Source organism: Sorangium sp. So ce726, assembly GCF_051521405.1.
Lineage (GTDB): Bacteria > Myxococcota_A > Polyangia > Polyangiales > Polyangiaceae > Sorangium.
Genome location: NZ_CP150349.1, coordinates 720,711 through 739,956 on the forward strand (window position 1 = coordinate 720,711; position 19,246 = coordinate 739,956).

At 70.5% G+C, this 19,246-nt stretch carries 13 protein-coding genes; 12 read left to right on the forward strand and 1 reads right to left on the reverse strand.

The genetic code is table 11. The features are described from left to right. The first annotated feature begins 201 nt into the window (after nt 1-201). From WME79_RS02665 to WME79_RS02720, 12 genes are all read left to right on the forward strand, one after another. Entirely contained in the window at nt 202-2,724 is a 2,523-nt protein-coding gene (locus WME79_RS02665) for an MXAN_6577-like cysteine-rich protein (RefSeq protein ID WP_437531474.1), read from the forward strand. A gap of 416 nt (nt 2,725-3,140) precedes the next feature. After that, nucleotides 3,141-4,247 (forward strand): hypothetical protein, encoded by a 1,107-nt coding sequence (locus WME79_RS02670; RefSeq protein WP_272097618.1) that lies wholly within the window; start codon nt 3,141-3,143, stop codon nt 4,245-4,247. Nucleotides 4,248-4,515: 268 nt separating this feature from the next. Continuing rightward, nucleotides 4,516-4,872, forward strand: coding sequence for an NADH-quinone oxidoreductase subunit A (locus WME79_RS02675; protein ID WP_437531476.1), 357 nt, complete (start codon nt 4,516-4,518; stop codon nt 4,870-4,872). 26 nt (nt 4,873-4,898) lie between these two features. Continuing rightward, nucleotides 4,899-5,444 (forward strand): NADH-quinone oxidoreductase subunit B, encoded by a 546-nt coding sequence (locus WME79_RS02680; RefSeq protein ID WP_437301525.1) that lies wholly within the window; start codon nt 4,899-4,901, stop codon nt 5,442-5,444. Beyond that, on the forward strand, nt 5,441-6,094 hold the full coding sequence (locus tag WME79_RS02685) for an NADH-quinone oxidoreductase subunit C (RefSeq protein ID WP_272097621.1): 654 nt from the start codon (nt 5,441-5,443) through the stop codon (nt 6,092-6,094). The genes WME79_RS02680 and WME79_RS02685 overlap by 4 nt, the downstream gene beginning before the upstream one ends. A 3-nt stretch (nt 6,095-6,097) precedes the next feature. Beyond that, on the forward strand, nt 6,098-7,312 hold the full coding sequence (locus WME79_RS02690; RefSeq protein ID WP_437531479.1) for an NADH-quinone oxidoreductase subunit D: 1,215 nt from the start codon (nt 6,098-6,100) through the stop codon (nt 7,310-7,312). A 79-nt stretch (nt 7,313-7,391) separates the two neighbouring features. Next, on the forward strand, nt 7,392-9,074 hold the full coding sequence (locus WME79_RS02695; protein ID WP_437531481.1) for a 2Fe-2S iron-sulfur cluster-binding protein: 1,683 nt from the start codon (nt 7,392-7,394) through the stop codon (nt 9,072-9,074). After that, nucleotides 9,071-10,837, forward strand: coding sequence for a complex I subunit 1/NuoH family protein (locus WME79_RS02700; RefSeq protein WP_437531483.1), 1,767 nt, complete (start codon nt 9,071-9,073; stop codon nt 10,835-10,837). Before WME79_RS02695 ends, WME79_RS02700 begins: the two co-directional genes overlap by 4 nt. Nucleotides 10,838-10,848: 11 nt before the next feature. Continuing rightward, on the forward strand, nt 10,849-11,523 hold the full coding sequence (locus tag WME79_RS02705; RefSeq protein ID WP_437531485.1) for a NuoI/complex I 23 kDa subunit family protein: 675 nt from the start codon (nt 10,849-10,851) through the stop codon (nt 11,521-11,523). 55 nt (nt 11,524-11,578) lie between these two features. After that, entirely contained in the window at nt 11,579-13,036 is a 1,458-nt protein-coding gene (gene gatB / locus WME79_RS02710; protein WP_437531487.1) for an Asp-tRNA(Asn)/Glu-tRNA(Gln) amidotransferase subunit GatB, read from the forward strand. A gap of 141 nt (nt 13,037-13,177) precedes the next feature. Then, on the forward strand, nt 13,178-14,023 hold the full coding sequence (locus WME79_RS02715) for a lysophospholipid acyltransferase family protein (protein WP_437531489.1): 846 nt from the start codon (nt 13,178-13,180) through the stop codon (nt 14,021-14,023). A gap of 105 nt (nt 14,024-14,128) precedes the next feature. Further along, a complete protein-coding gene (locus WME79_RS02720; RefSeq protein WP_437531491.1) occupies nt 14,129-17,533 on the forward strand; it encodes a GAF domain-containing protein in 3,405 nt (1,134 codons plus the stop codon). Between the two features lie 494 nt (nt 17,534-18,027). Here WME79_RS02720 and WME79_RS02725 read toward each other — a convergent pair whose 3' ends face one another. Continuing rightward, on the reverse strand, nt 18,028-19,209 hold the full coding sequence (locus WME79_RS02725; protein WP_437531493.1) for a hypothetical protein: 1,182 nt from the start codon (nt 19,207-19,209) through the stop codon (nt 18,028-18,030). Between the last annotated feature and the right edge of the window lie 37 nt (nt 19,210-19,246).

Genomic DNA, 19,246 nt, shown 5'->3' on the forward strand with positions numbered 1-19,246 from the left:
TGTTGCGTCGAGCCCGCGAGGGCGCCTCTCCGCGGCGCGGCGAGCGCGGTCTGGGCCGCGGCTCGACCTGCGCGCAGCCAGCCGAACCTCGCGCTGGCCGAGCACCCCCGCCGGTTGCGGATACGTCGGCCGTAGGCGTATCCTGGCGCGCGCCTCGTTCTCCGCTCGCCTCGAACGGCCAGGCACCCCCCAAGGATGGCTATGAACAGATCCGGTTTGCGCCCCAGGCCCGCCCTGTCGTCCGCCGCGCTGCTCCTGGCGGCGGGGGTTGTCCTCGCGGCGTCCTGCGCGGAGAGCCCCAACGCGTCGAGCGAGTGCGCCGAGGGGCTGTCGCGGTGCAATGGAGAGTGCGTCGAGCTCCAGGCGAACGCCGAGCACTGCGGCGCGTGCGGCGACGCCTGCGAAGAGGGGCAGCTCTGCGTGGAGGGCCGCTGCGGCGAGGGCGGCGGCGGCGGCGAGGGCGGCGGCGGTATAGGAGCCGGCGTTGGGGGCGGGGAGGAGTGCAGAGAAGGCCAGACCGACTGCTCAGGCAGATGCGTGAACCTCGAGACCGACCCGCGGAACTGCGGCGATTGCGACGTCGAGTGCGCCGAGGGGTACGTCTGCGCGGACGGCTCCTGCGCATGCGCGGGCGACCTCACGGAGTGCGACGGCGCCTGCGTGGATGTGCTGAGCGACAGGCTCAACTGCGGCGAGTGTGAATCCAGCTGCGCGCCTGCCCAGCAGTGCGTCGATGGCGCCTGCACCTGCCCTGCCGGTCTCGCGGACTGTGATGGCGCGTGCGCCGATCTGGAGACGAACCAGCTCCACTGCGGCGCCTGCGGCGTCGCGTGCGAGCGAGGGGCGTTATGCCAGGCAGGCGCCTGCACCTGCGTCCTCGGGACGTATGACGAGCTCAGCAACACGTTCCCGCAGACGGTCACGGGGACCACCATCAGCGGCGAGACGAACTACGATCTCGCGTGCGTGGCCGCCGCCTCGTCGGAGCGGGTCTATCGCTTCACGCCGTCCGAGGCGGGGACATACACGCTGGACACCGTCGGGTCCACCTTCGATACGGCCATCGGGGTGCTGGGAGCGACCACCTGCGCTCAACTCGCCTGCAACGATGACATCAACACCGGGGTCAAGCAATCGAGGGTCCGCGCGGTCCTCGAGGCGGGCCAGCCGGTGCTCATCGTCGTGACCGGCTTCGACGGAGGGGAGGGTGATTTCACGCTCAACATGGCGAAGGCCGATCCGCCGAAGTGCCCTGGGTGGGTGATCGACGCTGCGCTCCCGACGACGCTCACCGGCAACACCGAGCACTTCGGCGACGCGATCAGGCCGAGGTGCGGAGCTGCAGACAGCCCCGACGCGAGCTATGTCTTCACGGCGCCGGCGGCAGGGAAGTATGTATTCGATACCTTCGGCTCCGGGTTCAATACGATCCTGGAGCTGCACAATGGCGCGTGTGATGGCGACGTGCTCACCTGCTCCGACGACTCAGGAGAAGGGTCACAGTCGCGCGCCACGGTGGAGCTCAGCGCCGGCCAGAAGGTCGTGGCGGTCATCGACGGCTTCGAGGGCGCGCGTGGGCCCTATACGCTGAACGTCGCCGAGTGGGCGCCGCCCACGTGCCCCATGCGGGATCTCGGCTCCACCTACCCGCAGACCGTCACGGGCTACACGTCAGGCCTCGACGGCGTCCTCCAGCCGACTTGCGCCATGGGCAATTCCCCCGAGGTCAGCTACAGCTTCACGGCGCCCATCGCAGGCCGGTATACATTCGATACGCTCGGCTCGACCTTCGACACGGTGCTCCACGTTCATGACGGCAGCTGCACGGGCACCTCGCTGGGGTGCAACGACGACGCGGGGGGCTCGTACCAATCGCAGGTGTCCACGCCCCTCGCGCAGGGGCAGACGGCGTATGTGGTCGTGGACGGCGCGTCCGGGAAGCACGGCGCGTACACGCTCAACGTGAGCGGCACCCCGGCCCCCCCGTGCCCGGCGAACGCGCTGGAGTCGGTCGTCCCGCAGACCGTGAGTGGGACGACCGTCGGCGCCGGCGATTACGTGAGCACGCCGTGCGGCATGCCTGGCGGCGAAGAGCTGGCGTACAGCTTCACGGCGCCGGCCGAGGGATTGTACGTCTTCGATACGTTCGGATCGAGCTTTGACACGGTCGTCCACGTGCACGCCGGCACGTGCGGCGGCGCGGTGCTCGGCTGCAACGACAACGCCACGGGCATCCAATCGCGGGTCGTGGTGCCGCTCGCCGCGGGGCAGGAGAGCGTCGTCGTGGTCGATGGCGCCAAACCTGAGGCCACGGGCGCGTTCACGCTCAACATCAGCCTGTTCCAGGGGGATGGCATCTGCGGGAACCCCATCGATCTCGGCTCGACGGTCCCGCAGACGACGACGGGCTCCACCCTGTACCAGCCGAACTCGGCCACACCTAGCTGCGTCCCGTCGAGCGGCAACGACAGGGTCTACCGCTTCGTCGCGCCGGCGGACGGGACCTACGTCATCGACACGCTGTCGTCGAACTTCGACACTGTCCTTCATGTGCACGACGGCGACAGCTGCTCCGGCCCCGAGCTCGCGTGCAACGACAACACGGACAGGGTCAGCTCGCGCGTGACCGTGACCCTCACGGCAGGGCAGGTGATCACGATCATCGGCGACAGCCGGCGTTCCGCCTCCGGCAACCTCACCCTCAACATCGCCGCTGCCCCTTGAGCGGGCGCGCCCCGCTCGGCGACCCCTCGGCCGGCGGGGAGCGGAGAGCGGGGCGGCTCGACCCTGCGAGGCACGGACGCTGTGGCGGGTCGGCCGTCGCGGCGGCCCCCGGCTGGGGGCTCGGGGCCATGGGCTGGGGAGGGGAGGAGCGGATCGGCGCGCGTGGGGGCAGGTGGACCGGCATGGAGCGATGGGGAGCGGTGGGGAGCGATGGGGAGCAACGGGGAGCCATGGAAGGCGGCCAGCGCTCTCGTCGGTGAGCGACGCGGGCGTGCGCGTCGGCGCGTCGACGCGCACGCCCTAGGAGTTTTCTTGAGAGCGGCGCCCGCCCGTGCGAGTCTCGGCCCCCTTGGGACTTGCGCCCGTCATCCGGGACGCGCCCCTGTGATCCGGGTCGAACCATGCCAAAGGAACGCGTGTTCTCCCTCGATGCCGTTCGGACCGACGGCTGGTTCGAGCGCATAGGCGACGGAATCGGCAGCTTCCAGGCGCTCTGCGAGATCGTGGGCGAGGCGTTCTTTGCCTTCTCGATGATTACGGGCGCCCGCATCACGGCGCTCACCGTCGACCGCCGTAACCCGGACAACACCCTGGTCGACTTCGTTATCGCGCCGCCGGGCGAGGAGGATATCGACGGCGACGTCCAGCGGCTCACGCTCGCGGACTTCCGCCACCGCCTCGTGGGCGCCCTCCTCACGGAGGACACGACGCCGCCCGCGCCCGAGCGGGACACCGACCTCGAGGGCATCCAGCTCCACATCGGCGTCCGCTACCTGCTGCTCGCCCCGCTCTACGGCTACAGCCTCCGCAAGCTCGCGGTCGAGGGGAAGACCTCGCGCCTCCTCCTCCTGCGCGACGGAATCGAGGAGACCCACGAGCTCAACGAGTTCCGCGCCCGCATCCGCTCGCACGTGCGCGACGAGCTCGAGCGCGCCTCGGCCGGCGCGCGCTCCGCCATCGACCTCACGAAGGTCGCGGAGGCCGAGGTCGCCTCGCAGCGCGGCGACTTCCCGAAGGTGATCCAGCTGCTCGGCACCTGGCCGGCCCCGCTCGCGATCTTCCTGCGCACGCCCGAGGGGCAGATGCTCACCCCGGACGCCCGCAGCCTGATCGCCAAGGGCCTCGGCCTCCTCGGCACCGCGTGCGTCAAGCTCGGCGAGGAGCACCAGGGCGAGGAGGTCATGCGCCTCGCCGTCCAGTACGCGCACGACGGGGCCGCGGCCGGCGACATCTTCCGCCGGCTGGGCGAGGCCATGCTCGAGGACGGCCGGGCCGGCGAGGCCATCGGCCCCCTCCGGCGCGCCGCCAACCTCGGGGCCCCGCCGAAGCAGATCTGGCCGCTGCTCGCGCGGGCGTTCGTGCAGCGCAAGAAGTTCGTCGCCGCCCTCGCCTGCGTCCGCGAGGCGCGGAGCGTGGGCGTGGCGGACGCCGACATGGTGGAGGAGATCCGGGAGATCGAGGCCACCCTGGGGACGGCGCTCACCGCGTGGCGAGGGCTGGTCCTGGCCGCCAACCGCTCCTAGGATTGCGGCCCGCGCGTTGACCGACCGCTGCCCGTAGGTTGACCGTCCGCCTCCATTGACACCCCCGCGGCGGCCGACTAGATCCGGCGCGGATTAAGCCGGGATCGCTCGGATTTTTGCTGTTTCAGGCAGCATCGCCGCGTCGCTCTCACCTTTTTGGACTGCATGGTTCGGGGCCGCGGGCCCCGAGGTCTCGCCCCGAGACGCAGCGCGCCTCGGCGAGATGGTCGACCCCTCCAGGGGGTCGACACGTAGGAGTGCTCTCTCGATGGCCACCTACATCCCCCTGTTCCTGCTGTTTCTCGTCGCCGCGATCATCGCGCTCGCGATGTTCACGCTGACGTCGCTGCTCGGCCCGAGGAACCCGACGCCCGAGAAGATGATCCCGTACGAGTGCGGCAGCGACTCGACGGGCGGGCGATTCGTCAAGCCGAGCGTGAAGTTCTACCTGACGGCGATCCTCTTTGTCGTGTTCGACATCGAGGCGGTGCTCATCTACCCGTGGACGGTCCAGTTCCGCTCCCTCGGGTGGACGGGCCTCGCGACGATGAGCTCGTTCATCGCGCTGCTCGTCGTGGCGCTCGTGTACGTGTGGAAGAAGGGAGCTCTGGAATGGGAGAAATGAAGGCCGGTGGGCCCTCGACGCGGGTGATGGAGGGCTCCGAGCACGGCTTCGCGACCACGCGCGTGGACGCGCTGCTGAACTGGGCGAAGAAGTACTCGCTGTTCCAGTACCCGTTCGTGACGGCGTGCTGCGGCATGGAGTACATGGCGATGGCGAGCCCGCGCTTCGACATGGCGCGGTTCGGCGCCGAGGTGCCGCGCTTCTCGCCGCGCCAGGCCGACCTGCTCTGGGTGGTGGGGACCATCAGCCAGCGCCAGGCGCCGGCGCTCCGCCGCATCTACGAGCAGATGGCGGACCCGAAGTGGGTGCTCGCCTTCGGCACGTGCGCCTCGTGCGGCGGCTTCTACGACAACTACACGACCGTCGCCGGCATCGACAAAGTCATCCCCTGCGACGTCTACGTGCCCGGCTGTCCGCCGCGCCCCGAGGCGGTGCTCGACGGCCTCATGCTGCTCCAGGACAAGATCGCGCGCGGCGATCGCACGCCGGCGATCGTCAAGCCGCGCGAGGACCCGGCGCAGACGACGGAGCACCTCGTCACCCTCCAGCGCAAGGAGAGGAGCCTGCCATGAGCAAGAAGGTCCTGGAGCTCCTCACGGCGCAGTTCCCGGGCGCCGTCCTGGAGACGCACTCGCAGTTCGGCGACGACACGGCGGTGCTCGATCCCGCCGTGTGGCGCGACGCCGCCCTGTTCCTCCGCAACGACCCGCGCACGCTGATGAACATGTTCGTCGACCTGACGGCGGTCGACTACCTCTGGCGCGGCGACGTGCCCCGCTTCGAGGTGGTCTGCCACCTGCGGTCGCTCGAGCGCAACCACCGCGTCCGGATCAAGGCGCGTGTCGGCGACGAGGAGGGCAACGGCGCCGAGATCGACTCGATCGTCCCGGTGTGGAAGGGCGCGAACTGGTTCGAGCGTGAGTGCTACGACCTGCTCGGCATCGTCTTCAAGGGGCACCCGGATCTCCGGCGCATCCTGATGTACCCGGAGTTCGAGGGGCACCCCCTGCGCAAGGACTATCCGGCCAACCGCATCCAGCCGCTCATCCCGTTCCGGGACGTGCCGAACACCGGCAAGCTGCCGCCGTTCGGCCCCGACGAGGGCATGAGCTTCGGCCGCCAGTCGCACGACTTCGCGCGGAGTGGCCCCGGGGCGTCGATCGACGGAGACGAGGCCGTGAGCAACGGCAAGCGCGCTGGCGCGCTGGAGGAGCGGAGCTGACCCATGGAACCCCTGGATCGCGAGCTGGACGAGGCGGAGCTCGACCTACCGAGCGAGCCGATGCTCCTCAACATGGGGCCGTCTCACCCGGCGATGCACGGCACGGTGCGCATCGTGCTCGAGCTGTCCGGTGAGACGATCAACAAGGCTGACGTGCAGATCGGCTACCTGCACCGCGGCTTCGAGAAGATGTGCGAGCGCGGCACGTGGTCGCAGGTCTTCCCGTACGTCGACCGGCTCAACTACGTCTCGCCGATGCTCAACAACGTCGGCTTCGCGCTGGCGGTCGAGAAGATGCTCGGCGTCACGGTCCCCGAGCGCTGCCAGTACTACCGCGTGATCCTCGGCGAGATGGCGCGCATCTGCGATCACATGATCTGCAGCGGCGCCATGGCCATGGAGCTCGGCGCCTTCACGCCGTTCCTCTACCTGTGCCGCGCGCGCGAGATCTTCTGGGAGATCTTCGAGGAGGAGACGGGGGCGCGCCTGACGCACAGCTTCGGCCGCGTCGGCGGCATGGCGCGGCCGCCCACGGCCGACTTCAAGGCGATGGTCCGCGTGGGCCTCGCGCGCGTGCTCGCGCTCATCAACGACGCCGAGAAGCTCATCCTCAAGAACCGCATCTTCCTCGATCGCCTCGACGGCGTCGGGCAGATCTCGCAGGAGGACGCGCTCGCGCTCGGCTGGACCGGCATCGTGCTCAGGGCGACCGGCGTGCCCTACGACGTGCGCCGGGCGAACCCGTACATGGTCTACGACCGCTTCGAGTTCGACGTTCCGGTCGGCACGCGGGGCGACAACTACGACCGGTTCATGTGCCGCCAGGAGGAGATCCGCCAGGCGGGGAGGATCATCGAGCAGGCGCTCGAGCAGATGCCCGACGAGGGGCCCGTCAACATCGACGATCCGCGCATCGTGCTGCCGCCGAAGGAGGAGGTCTACACGACCATCGAGGCGACCATCCAGCACTTCAAGATCGTCATGGAGGGCATCAAGGTGCCCGCGGGCGAGTGCTACTCGTACACCGAGGCCGGCAACGGCGAGCTCGGCTTCTACCTGGTGTCCGACGGCAGCGGCACGCCGTACCGCGTCCGCATCCGTCCGCCGTGCTTCGCCACGACGCAGGGCCTCTCCCAGCTCATCACCGGGCTGATGATCCCCGACGTCGTGCCGACCTTCGGCTCCCTCAACATGATCGGCGGGGAGTGCGACCACTAGCGACGGCGCGAGGAGCGCTCCCGTCATCGACTTAGGAAAGCAAGGGCCCTCCGCGGCCCCGCCGGGAATCGAGAGCACGATGCCTACGATCAAGATCGACGGAAGGGAGATCCCCTTCGAGAGCGGTGACACGATCATCCGCGCGGCGCACCGCGCCGGGATCGACATCCCCCATTACTGCTGGCACCCGGGCCTCAGCGTCGCCGCCAACTGCCGGATGTGCCTGGTCGAGGTGCTGCCGCCGCCGGGGCGGCCGGCGATGAGCCTCGACATCCTCCGCTGGGACGCGGCGAAGCAGGACTACGTGCCGGCGGCGAAGCCGAAGCTCCAGCCGTCCTGCCAGATCGCCTGCGCGAACGGCATGGAGGTGCTGTCCGACAACAGCGACCACGTGTCCGAGGCGCGCTCGGCGGTGCAGGAGCTCCTGCTCCTGAACCACCCGGTCGACTGCCCGATCTGCGACCAGGCCGGTGAGTGCCGCCTCCAGGACTACTGGCTGGAGCACCAGCGCAAGGGCAAGCGGATGCGGCAGGAGCCAGTGCACAAGCCGAAGGCGGTCACCTTCGGCCCGACCATCGTGTACGACGCCGAGCGCTGCATCGTCTGCACGCGGTGCATCCGCGTCTGCGACGAGCTCGCCCGGGATCCGGTGCTCTCCGTCCGCGAGCGCGGCAACCTCGGGGAGATCACGGTCTCGCCGGGGCGCGAGCTCGATCACAACTACACGCTCATGACCGAGCACGTCTGCCCGGTCGGCGCGCTCACGTCGCGCGACTTCCGGTTCAAGGCGCGCGTCTGGTTCCTCCGCAGCGCCCGGACCGTCTGCCAGGGCTGCGCGACGGGCTGCAACGCCTACCTCGACTACGATCCGCGCAACAACACGCCGTACCGGCACCGCCCCCGCGAGAACATGGCGGTCAACACGTACTGGATGTGCGACGAGGGCATGCTCTCGTACCGGCACGCGGTCGATGGGCGGCTGCTCACGGCGCTCGTCGGCAACGACGACGCGAGCGTCGACGACGCGCTCGCCGCGGCCAAGGAGCAGCTCGCCGGCCACGACGACGACCCGGCGAAGGTCGCGATCGTCCTGTCGGCGCAGCACTCGAACGAGGACAACTTCGCGCTCTACCACCTCGCCACGACGTACCTCGGCGCGACCGACTTCTTCGTGTCGGGCAAGCCGCTCGGCCAGGGCGATGAGATCCTCATCAGCGAGGACAAGAACCCGAACACCCGCGGCGCCGTGCAGATCGCGGCGGCGACCCCGCCGCGCCCGGTCGCGGAGCTGCTCCAGGGGATCGCGTCCGGGCAGTATTCGTACGTGGTCGCCCTCGGGTCGGACCTCGAGGTCGACGCGGGCGAGGCGCAGCGGGCGTTCTCGCGGCTGAAGGGGGTGGTGACGATCGCCGCCCACGAGGGGCCGCTCGCGAAGGCCGCGCGCGTCGCCCTGCCGGCGTGCTCCTGGGCCGAGGCCGAGGGGACATACGTGAACGGCAAGGGCCTGGCGCAGCGGAGCGAGCGGGCGCTGCTCCCGCACGGCGACGCGCGCCCGGCCTGGGAGCTCATCGGCCGGCTCGGGCGCGCGCTCGGGTACGAGACCGGGTGGAAGACCCTGGCCGAGCTCCGCCGCGCGATGCCGCCCGGCGCGGCGCTTGGTGGGCCAGCCGGGGCAGCCGCTCCCGCTGCGGCGCTCGGCGCGGCGCCCGCCGTCGCCGACGGCGCGCGGGTCGAGCCGAAGAAGACGGAGGCCACGGCATGACCAGCGTCGAGCTCGTTCTCGCGATCGTCAAGATCCTCATCGTCGTCCTGTTCCTGCTGAACATGGCGGCGATCGCCACCTGGGCCGACCGGCGCCAGGGCGCGATGGTGCAGGACCGCGTCGGCCCGAACCGGGCGGTCGTCTACCTGCCGTCCCTGGTGGTGCGGGGCATCGTGTTCTTCCCCCCGGCGCTGCTCGCGGCGCTCTCCGTGTTCACGGCGACGCGCCCGGCGTCCGCGCCGGCCGCGGCCGAGACGATGGTGGCCGCCGCGCAGTTCGCGGTGGCCGTGGCCTGGCTCGGGCTGATCGTGTTCTGCGCGTCGGCCCGCAGCGGCGGCCCGATCAACCCGGCCGAGGAGGCGCTCGCCCGCGTCGAGCCCCGCAACATCTTCTACGGGGGCGTCATGGCCCACCTCGCGGTCTTCTTTTTGACGCAGGCGGTCCCGCTCTCGGCGGCGCCCGTCGTCGCGCGGATCGCGTGCGTGCTGCTCGGCGCGCTGCTCCTCGTCACGGGCGCCTACGCGGCGCTGCGCGTGCCCGAGGGCAAGATCCCGCTGCGGCTCCTCGGCACGCTCCACGCCGCGGCCGACGCGATCAAGATGATCTGGAAGGAGGACTTCATCCCGAAGAACGCCGACCGGCTCCTCCACTCGCTCGCGCCGCTGCTCGCGATGTTCCCGGCGCTCGTGACGTTCGCGGTCATCCCGTTCGGCGACAAGCTCTGCTTCGAGGACAACGGCGACGGGGTCTTCGGCTTCGGTGACCTCCCGCTTCTCAAGCGGACGGTCGACCAGGCGTTCACGTGCAGCGGCCACGTCGTGAACCTCCAGGTCGCGGACCTCAACGTCGGCATCCTCTACATCTTCGCGATGGCGGGCACCGGCATCATCGGCGCCGCGCTCGCCGGCTGGGCCAGCGACAACAAGTTCTCGCTGCTCGGCGGCCTGCGCGCCGCGAGCCAGATGGTCAGCTACGAGGTCGCGATGGGCCTCAGCGTCGTCGGGCTCTTCATCATCTACGGCAGCGTCCGGCTCGGCGACATGGTGCAGTGGCAGGCCGAGCACGCGTGGGGGATCTTCGTCCAGCCGCTCGCGTTCGTCCTGTTCCTCGCGGCCCTCGCGGCCGAGACGAAGCGCATCCCGTTCGATCAGCCCGAGGGCGAGAGCGAGATCGTCGCCGGTTACTTCGTCGAGTACTCCGGGATGAAGTTCGGCATGTTCATGACGGGCGAGTACGTGGAGCTCATCACGTCGAGCGCGCTCCTCGTCACGCTCTTCTTCGGCGGCTACCACCTGCCGTTCCTGGACCGCGACGGCATCAACATCGCCTTCGGCGACGCGACGCTCTTCCAGTACAAGATGACCCACTTCGCCGTGAGCCTGACCTACGTGCTGGCGTTCTTCGGCAAGACGATCCTCATGGGGTGGGTGCAGGTCTTCTTCCGCTGGACGCTGCCGCGCTTCCGTTACGACCAGGTGATGCGGCTCGGGTGGACGAAGCTCCTGCCGCTCACGATCGTCAACATGATGGTCACGGGCATCATCGTGCTGGCCGTCGACTCGGCGCCCGCGGGGCTCGTCAGCGGTCTCCAGGTCGCGGGCGACGTCACCCACGCGCTCGTCGCCCTGGGCGGGTTCGCGGCGGTCGTGGCGCTGATCGCCGGCCTCCTCGAGCCGGTCGAGCGCCAGCGTACCGTCAACTCCACCTCTTCCCGGTTCACCGCCGCGGCGGGGGGCACCAAGGCGTCGCCGCAGCAGGCGTAGAGGAGGATCTCATGGCGAGAGCTACCCCCAGCAACACGTGGACGAAGCCGGCCGGCAGGCCGGTCGCTGGCAAGCCCATCCCGCGCCCGGTCCGGAGCGCCGACGTGCAGGCCTACATCCCCGAGATGGTCAAGGGCCTGGGGATCACGATGAAGCACTTCTTCAAGAACACGAAGGAGATGGTGCTTGGCCAGAAGCCCGACCCGGTGCTGCACGCGCTCGAGCCGGGCGTCACGACGATCAGCTACCCCGAGGAGAAGCGCCCCTACCCGGAGCGCTTCCGCGGCATCCACCGGCTCACGCTGCGCGAGGACAACTCGCCCCGCTGCGTCGCGTGCCTCTGCTGCTCGACGGCGTGCCCGGCGCAGTGCATCGCGATCGAGCCGGCCGAGTACCCCGACGGCGATCAGCGGAAAGGCTACGAGCGGTACCCGAGCAGCTTCGTCATCGACGAGCTCCGCTGCGTCTTCTGTGGCTTCTGCGTCGAGGCGTGCCCCGTCGACGCCATCCGGATGGACACAGGCCTCCACGCGGTGCCCTACGACTCGCGCGAGCAGTTCATCTACAGGCGCGATCTCCTCATGAGCCTCTCCGATCGCTCGGGCTCGCGGCTGACGGCGAACACGCGCCACGAGCCGGGCGATCCGACGCACCCTGGCCTCTCGCGCGACCACGCGGATCACTGAGCCGGCCTCGCCGGAGGCCCCTCGCCCGCGCCTGGTTCTGCTAGAAGGCCGGGTCATGGCGACGACGTACGGCTCCTTCGAGGCGGTCATCGGGCTCGAGGTCCACGCGCAGCTCCTCACCCGGACCAAGGCGTTCTGTGGCTGCGCGACCAGCTTCGGCGACCCGCCGAACACGCACACGTGCCCTGTCTGCCTCGGCCTCCCGGGGGCGCTCCCGGTCCTGAACCGCGAGGCGGTCCGGATGGCGGTGAGCGCCGCGCTCGCGCTCGGCTGCGCCGTCCAGGACAGCAGCGTCTTCGCGCGGAAGAACTACTTCTACCCCGACCTGCCGAAGGGCTTCCAGATCAGCCAGTTCGATCGGCCGCTCGCGCTGCGCGGCCAGCTCGAGATCGAGACCGAGGCGGGCAAGACGCGGGCGGGGATCACGCGCGTCCACATGGAGGAGGACGCCGGCAAGAACCTCCACGGCATCGGCGGCCTGTCGGTCGTCGATCTCAACCGCGCCGGCACGCCGCTCATCGAGATCGTCGGCGAGCCCGATCTCCGCTCGGGCGCGGAGGCGGCCGAGTACCTGAAGCGGCTGCGCGAGATCCTGATGTTCATCGGCGTGAACGACGGCAACCTCGAGCAGGGCAGCTTCCGCTGCGACGCCAACGTCTCGGTCCGCAAGGTGGGGGAGGCGAAGCTCGGCACGCGGACGGAGCTCAAGAACATCAACTCGTTCCGCTTCGTCGCCGAGGCGATCGACCTCGAGATCCGGCGGCAGATCGCGCTCATCGAGCAGGGCGGCCGCGTCCGGCAGCAGACCCGCGGGTACAACGCCGAGAAGAAGGAGACGTACCTCCTCCGCGACAAGGAGAACGAGTCCGGCTACCGCTACTTCCCCGAGCCGGATCTGCCGCCGCTCGTCGTGGACGAGGCGTTCCTCGCCGACGTGCGCGGCGCGCTCCAGGAGCCGCCGGTCGACAAGCGGCGCCGCTTCACCGAGTCGCTCGGCCTCACCCCGTACGCGGCGTCGGTCCTGACCGGGCACCCGCAGATCGCGGCGTTCTTCGAGGAGGCCGCGCGCCTCCACGGCGACGCCGTCAAGGTCGCGAACTTCGTCCAGGGCGAGGTGCTGCGCGACACCCGGACGACGGGGCTCTCCGCGACGTTCCCGGTCGCCCCCGGGCAGGTGGCCGCGCTGCTCCGCCTCGTGGACGAGGGCGCGATCAGCGGCAAGCAGGCCAAGGAGGTGTACATGGAGATGGCCGGTACGGACCGGGCGCCCGGCGACATCGTCCGCGACAAGGGCATGGCCGTGATGAGCGACGCCGCCGCGATCGAGGCCGTCGCCGCGTCGGTCATCGCCGCGAACGAGAAGCAGGCGGCGGCGTACCGCGCCGGCAAGACCGCGCTGTTCGGCTTCTTCGTCGGTCAGATCATGAAGAAGACGGGGGGCAGCGCGAACCCGGCCGTCGTGAACGACGTGCTGAAGCGACTGCTCGAGGGAGCTCCCGCCACGGGCGGGTGACGGCGCTTTCTCCGAGCGCAAGCGTGAAATAGGGTACCGCCGGCAGGCGCTCTCGGCGCGCGATCCGGGGCGCGCCCCGCGCCTCCGCCTCGCCGAAGCCCTGGTTGAACGATCGCCCCGAACGGGCAGGACATCCGACGCATGGTCAGCGCTCGTCCCCTCGACGCCCTCCGCTTCCCTCTCCGCACGGCCGGCTTCGTCGGCCTCACCTTCAGCATGTACGGCCTGCTCGAGGTCGACACCGCGATCTCGCCCGCGGCCGACCGCGAAGTGGTCCTCCACACATGGATGCGCCGGTATGGGCGCGCGCTCCTGAAGCTCTACGGACTCGATGCGCGTGCGGGCGGTCTCGTCCGTGATGAGCTCGCGGCAGGGCGCGCCGCAGGCGCGGCCGATCCGGTGGGCGCCGGGTATTGTCCCGGGCGCGACGCCGCTGGGCTCGGTCGGCTGTTCGTGATGAACCACCGCTCCGCGCTCGACATCATGATCACGCTCGCCTTCTTCGAGGCCACGGTCGTGAGCCGGGCCGACCTCGCCGGATGGCCGGTCATCGGCATGGCGGCGCGCCGCGTCGGAACGCTCTTCGTCGACCGATCCAGCAAGCGCAGCGGCTCTGCGGTCGTCCAGGCGATGTGCTCCGCGCTCAAGGGCGGCCGTGGTGTGATGGTCTACCCCGAAGGGACCACGTTCTCCGGAGATGAGGTGCGGCCGTTCCGCGCGGGCGGCTTCACCGCGGCGTGCCGCGTTGGCGCGGAGATCGTCCCTGTGGGGCTCGTGTACGGCGGCGCCGAGTCCTCCTACGTCGACGAGTCGTTCACGGCGCACATGGCCCGGGTGAGCCGTGCGCGACGTATCCCGGTGGCGCTCGAGGTCGGCGCGCCCATCGCCACGGTAGGCCAGGACGTCGGCGAGGTGCGCGACGAGTCACACAGGGCCGTCCAGGCGCTGGTCCACCGCGCCCGCGCGCGGCTCGCCGCCGACGGTTAGGCGCCGCGCTCTCTCCTGCGCCGCTGGCTTCTGCGATCGGCCCTCGCTACGATGCGGGCCGCCGGCGACCACATGGAGCGTGAAGGCAACCCTAGCGAGACCGCCATGACGTGGCAGGTCCTGAAGCCGCCCCGCGGAGGGGCGATCCATAATGAGCTGATGTTCCTGGCGGACGCGAGCGAGCAGCTCACCGGATCGCTTGACCCTCATACGATCCTCGAGCGGCTCGCGCGTCTGTCGGTGCCCTACCTGGCGGACTGGTGCACGGTCGATCTCATCGAGCGTGGCGCCGCGGACGCCATGGGCCTGGTCGGCTCCGTGCCGCCGCCTCCGCCGTCGTCGGACGGCGATTCCACGTTCGTGGCCGGGGCGGACGGGTTCGACCCTGCGCCCGTGGCGGGTATCTACGCGGCCCGGCGCCAGCGCGCCGCCGCGGACTCCGACCCGGCGGGCTCCGATCGCGCGGGCCATGCGGGCGCGACGCGGCAGCGGTTCTGCCGCGTCGCCGCGAAGCACGTGAACCCCGAGCGCGAGGGGCTCCTGCGCGCGATCTCGCCCGACGCCGAGGAGCGCCTCGGCATCGCCAAGGTGCTGCACAGCGGCGAGTCCGAGCTCTTGCACGAGCTCGATCGCGAGAAGAGCGACGAGGCCGCCGAGCGCGCCGCCGCGCTGGAGCAGCTCGGCACGCGGTCGGCGATGGCGGTGCCGCTCATCGCGCGCGGCCGCAAGCTCGGCGTGCTGTCGTTCGGCGTCTCGGAGTCGAACCGCATCTACTCCGCGGACGACCTCGTGCTCGCGGCCGAGCTCGCGCACCGCGTGGCGCTGGCGCTCGACAACGCCTACCTCTACCGGAAGGCGGAGGAGGCGCGCCACGCCGCGGAGCGGAGCGCGGACCGGGCCGCGTGGCTCTTCGCGGTGACGGCCGCGCTGTCCGACGCGATCACGCCGCCCGCGGTGCTCCGCGTGCTCGCGAGCGACGTCGTCGCGGCCGCCGGGGCGATGACCGGCGTGGTGGCGCTGCGCGCCGGGCTCGGCGGCGAGCTCGAGACGGTGCGCTCGACGGGTTACCTCGAGGCGCAGATCGCGCGCTTCAAGAGCTTCGACCTCGGCGCGGAGCTGCCGCTCGCGCGCGCGGTCCGGGAGCGGCAGCCGATCTTCCTCGAGTCGGAGGAGCGCTTCGGCGAGTTCGAGCCGGGCTTCGCGTCGTGCTGCGTCGCGACGGGCGAGCGCGCGTACGCCGCGATCCCGCTCTTCCTCGAGGGGCGCGTGCTCGGCGCCGTGGGGTTCGGCTTCTCGGCGCCGCAGTCGTTCTCCGAGGACGACCGGGCGTTCATGCTCGCGCTGGTCCAGCAGAGCGCGCAGGCGCTCGAGCGGGCGCGCCTCTCCGCGCTGCAGACGGAGGAGGCGATGCACCTCTCGCACGAGGTGCTGAAGCAGATGCCCGAGGCCATCCTCGTCACGGACGTCGAGGGCAACATCCGGTACTGGATGGGCGAGGCCGAGTCGATCTTCGGCTACCTGTCCGAGGAGATCGTCGGCAAGAGCATGGCGCTCCTCCACCGCGAGGACGTCCGCGAGGAGAGCACGGCCCGGATCCTCCAGCAGATCGAGGACGCGCGCACCTTCGTCGGCGAGGTCCCGTGCGTGCGGCGCGACGGCTCCGAGGTGCCGATCGAGATCACGGCGTACGCGGTCCACGACCAGGAGGGGCGCCCGCTGTTCCTCGTCGGCATCCACCGCGACATCACCGATCGCAAGCGGGCCGAGGAGGAGCGCGCCCGGCTGATCCGGGTGCAGGCGGCGCGGGCGGAGGCCGAGGAGGCGGCGCGGCGGTTCGCGTTCCTGGCCGAGCTCAGCACGGCGCTGGCCGCGTCGCTGGACTTCACGGCCACGCTCCAGTCGCTCGCGCGGCTCGTCCTGCCGGTGCTCGCCGATTTCTGCCTGATCGACATCGACGACGGCCTCGGCCTGCGCCACGTCGCGGCCGCGCACGTGAGCCCGCTGAAGGAGCCGCTGCTCCGGTACTTCCACCCGAGCCGGGTCGACGGCGAGCCGGGCCCCGTGGCGCGCGTGCTGCGCACGGGCCGGTCGGAGCTCTACGCGGACGTCCGCGGGGACGTGCTGCTGAACGAGGCGATGACGAGCGAGGAGGCCACGGCCAACCGGACGCTCGCGCCGCTCTCGTACCTCGTGGTGGCGCTCCGGGCGCGCGGGCGGATCCTCGGCGCGATCTCGCTCGTGTCGTCGGAGTCGGGCCGGTTCTTCGAGCGGTCCGACGTCGCCTTCGCGGAGGAGGTGGCGCACCGGGCCGCGCTCGCGCTCGACAACGCGCGCCTCTACCGTGAGGTGCAGGACGCCAACCGGCTGAAGGACGAGTTCCTCGGGACGGTGTCGCACGAGCTGCGGACGCCGCTCAACGCGATCCTCGGCTGGGCGAGGATGATGCAGGCGGGCTCGCTCGATCGGGTCGCGGAGACGCGGGCGCTGTCGGCGGTCGAGCGCAACGCCGAGCACCAGGTGACGCTGATCGACGAGCTGCTCGACGCGTCGCAGGTCGTGACGGGCACGCTGAAGATCGAGCGGCTCGCGGTGGAGCTGACGTTGCCGGTGCAGACGGCGGTCGAGTCGATCCTCCCGTCGGCCGCGGGCAAGGGCGTGGCGATCGAGACGAGGCTCGATCCGGAGGGCGTGTTCGTCGAGGGCGACCCTGCGCGGCTGCAGCAGGTCGTGTGGCACCTGCTCTCGAACGCGGTGAAGTTCGCGCGCCCTGGGGGGCTCGTGCAGGTGCAGCTCTCGCAGGACGAGCGCTTCGCTGAGGTCAAGGTGATCGACGACGGCGAGGGCATCTCGGCGGACTCGCTCCCGCACGTCTTCGAGCGCTTCCGGCAGGAGGACAACAGCGGCGCGCGCCGGCACGGGGGGCTCGGGCTGGGGCTGTCGATCGTGCGGCACATCGTCGGGCTGCACGGCGGCATGGTGCGCGTGACGAGCGCCGGCCCCGGGCGCGGGACGACGTGCACGGTGCAGCTGCCGCTCTCGACGGGCGCGACCGCGACGGCGCTCACGAACGCGGGTATCGCGCCGGACCCGCGCAACCCGTTCCCGCGGCTCACCGGGGTGCGGGTGCTCATCGCGGACGACGATCCCGATACGCTGGCGATGCTCTCGGCGGTGCTGCGGCGCTGCGGGGCCGAGGTCAGCACGGCGACGTCGAGCAACGAGGCGCTGAAGCTGCTGGAGACGTCGGAGCCGGCGCTGCTCGTTGTCGACATCGGGATGCCGGGGGAGGACGGGTACTCGCTGATCCGGCGGGTGCGGGATCTGCTGCCGCGCAAGGTGGGGCGCACGCCGGCGCTGGCGCTGACGCCGTACGCGCGAACCGAGGACCGGGTGCGGGCGCTCGCGGCCGGCTACCAGATGCATGTGCCCAAGCCGATCGAGCCGATCGAGCTGGCGGCGGCGGTGAAGTGCCTGGCGACCGGGCTGATGCCTTGGTCCCGAGACGACTGACGGGGGATCCGGGGGGCACGCGCCGGGGTGGGGGTGTGCGCGGCAGCGCGCGGGGGGCGCTGGCCATCCGCCAAGACTGGGGCGGGGGAGCTTGCGCATGAAACACCGCCCGGCATGTCTCACTTCGGGCCCTGCCTTCTGAGACGTTTCGTTGCGCGCCACATAAGGCGCGCCTGGGACGTGGTGCCTGCTGGGACCTTATGGCACCTCGTTCGGTGCTCCAGCGCGCCCCCCGCGCGCTGCCGCGCACACCCCCACCCCGGCGCTCACCGCCTTGGCACCCGTTGGATAAGAAAAGGGGGGCGCTCCGCGACTCGCTCCGGCTCCGAGATGTCGAGGTGCTATGGGCGCGAGATCGGCGGAGATATGATGTTGAAAATCTGACGCCCCTGATCGGAATGCGTCGTTCTCCACGCGTGGCGCGTCGCGATACATGCCTTGAGCGAACATGTCGGCGCACACCTGAGAGCGCGAAACGTCTTCAGTACGAGCGCTTAAATCTTCTGGCGAAGCCAGCGCGTGAAGGGGGCAAGGAAGGTCTGTTTCCAGTGGACGTTGAAGTACACGTCCGCTTCGCCGAGCTCGGGGTTGTGATCGATGGTGACCGATGCGGCACGATCGAAGAGGCCGGCGGTGTCGAACATGGCGGGGCCGAAGCCGGTGCCCTCGACGTAAATGAGCACATCGCCGCGGAAGGCGGAGAGGTTTGACGTGTGGCTCGAGTCGCGTCCTGAGAGCCCGCAGGCGAGATCGCGGACGGCGGCCAGGGAGCCGTAGTTGTCGAAGAGGGGGCCCACGAGCTCGAGCCGGGACTGGTCGCTATAGACGAGGCTCTGGGTCTCGAAATCGGCGACGGTGCGCACGAACGACGGCGTCGGGGCGAGCGCGCCTGGAGGAGGCGGGGCGCCGAAGACGAGCAGCATGGCGAGCTGGTTGGTCGTGCCCGGGGGGAAGATGGGCAGAGGAAACGCGCCCTGAGGATCGGCGGCGGCGCCGCGCAATGCGAGCCCGAGGACGGCGATGCTGGGATCGTAGGTCGAGCCCGCGGCGAGCGCCCCTTCGAGGTTGCTGCAGATCACGTCGTTGTGCGCGGCGATCTCCGGATCCTCGGTGTAGAAGGTGCCCTCGTAGAGAAACACGCCCGAGAAGGCGCGGGGCGCGCGATTGACGAGCGCCATGGCCGTGTTGGAGCCCGCGGAGAATCCGCCGATGACGGGCCGCGCGCCGGGGTTCTGCGAGCGCACGAGCGCGAGAGCGAAGAGCCCGTCGTTCGAGAGGGTGTCGAAGCTCCAGTCGGCCATCACGCTGCAATCGGCGGCGCCAGACTCGCACGCGCCGGGCGGGAGCTCGGTCCTCCGCTGGTCGACGAGCCAGACGTCGTGGCCGGCCATGGCGAGCTCGCCCGCAGCGGACTTCGCGTACCGCCCGGACTCGCTGATTTCGTAGAATTCGCCCGGAAATGTGAAGGGGCTGAAGAGGATCACGGGCTCGCTGCAGCCGTGGCCGGCCCCGCGCTTGCTCACGTGGATGATCGAGAATCGATCGAGGGGGCTGTCCCCGGCGTCTACTTCGTAGACCACCCTCTCGAGCAATGGATGCGGTCGCGTGACCTCGACCGAGGCGATGTCGTACGCGCCAAAGGCGCTGCCCGCGAGAAATCCTAACCATCCCAGCATAGGCGCTTCCCTCCATGGGAACGGGGTGAACACCACG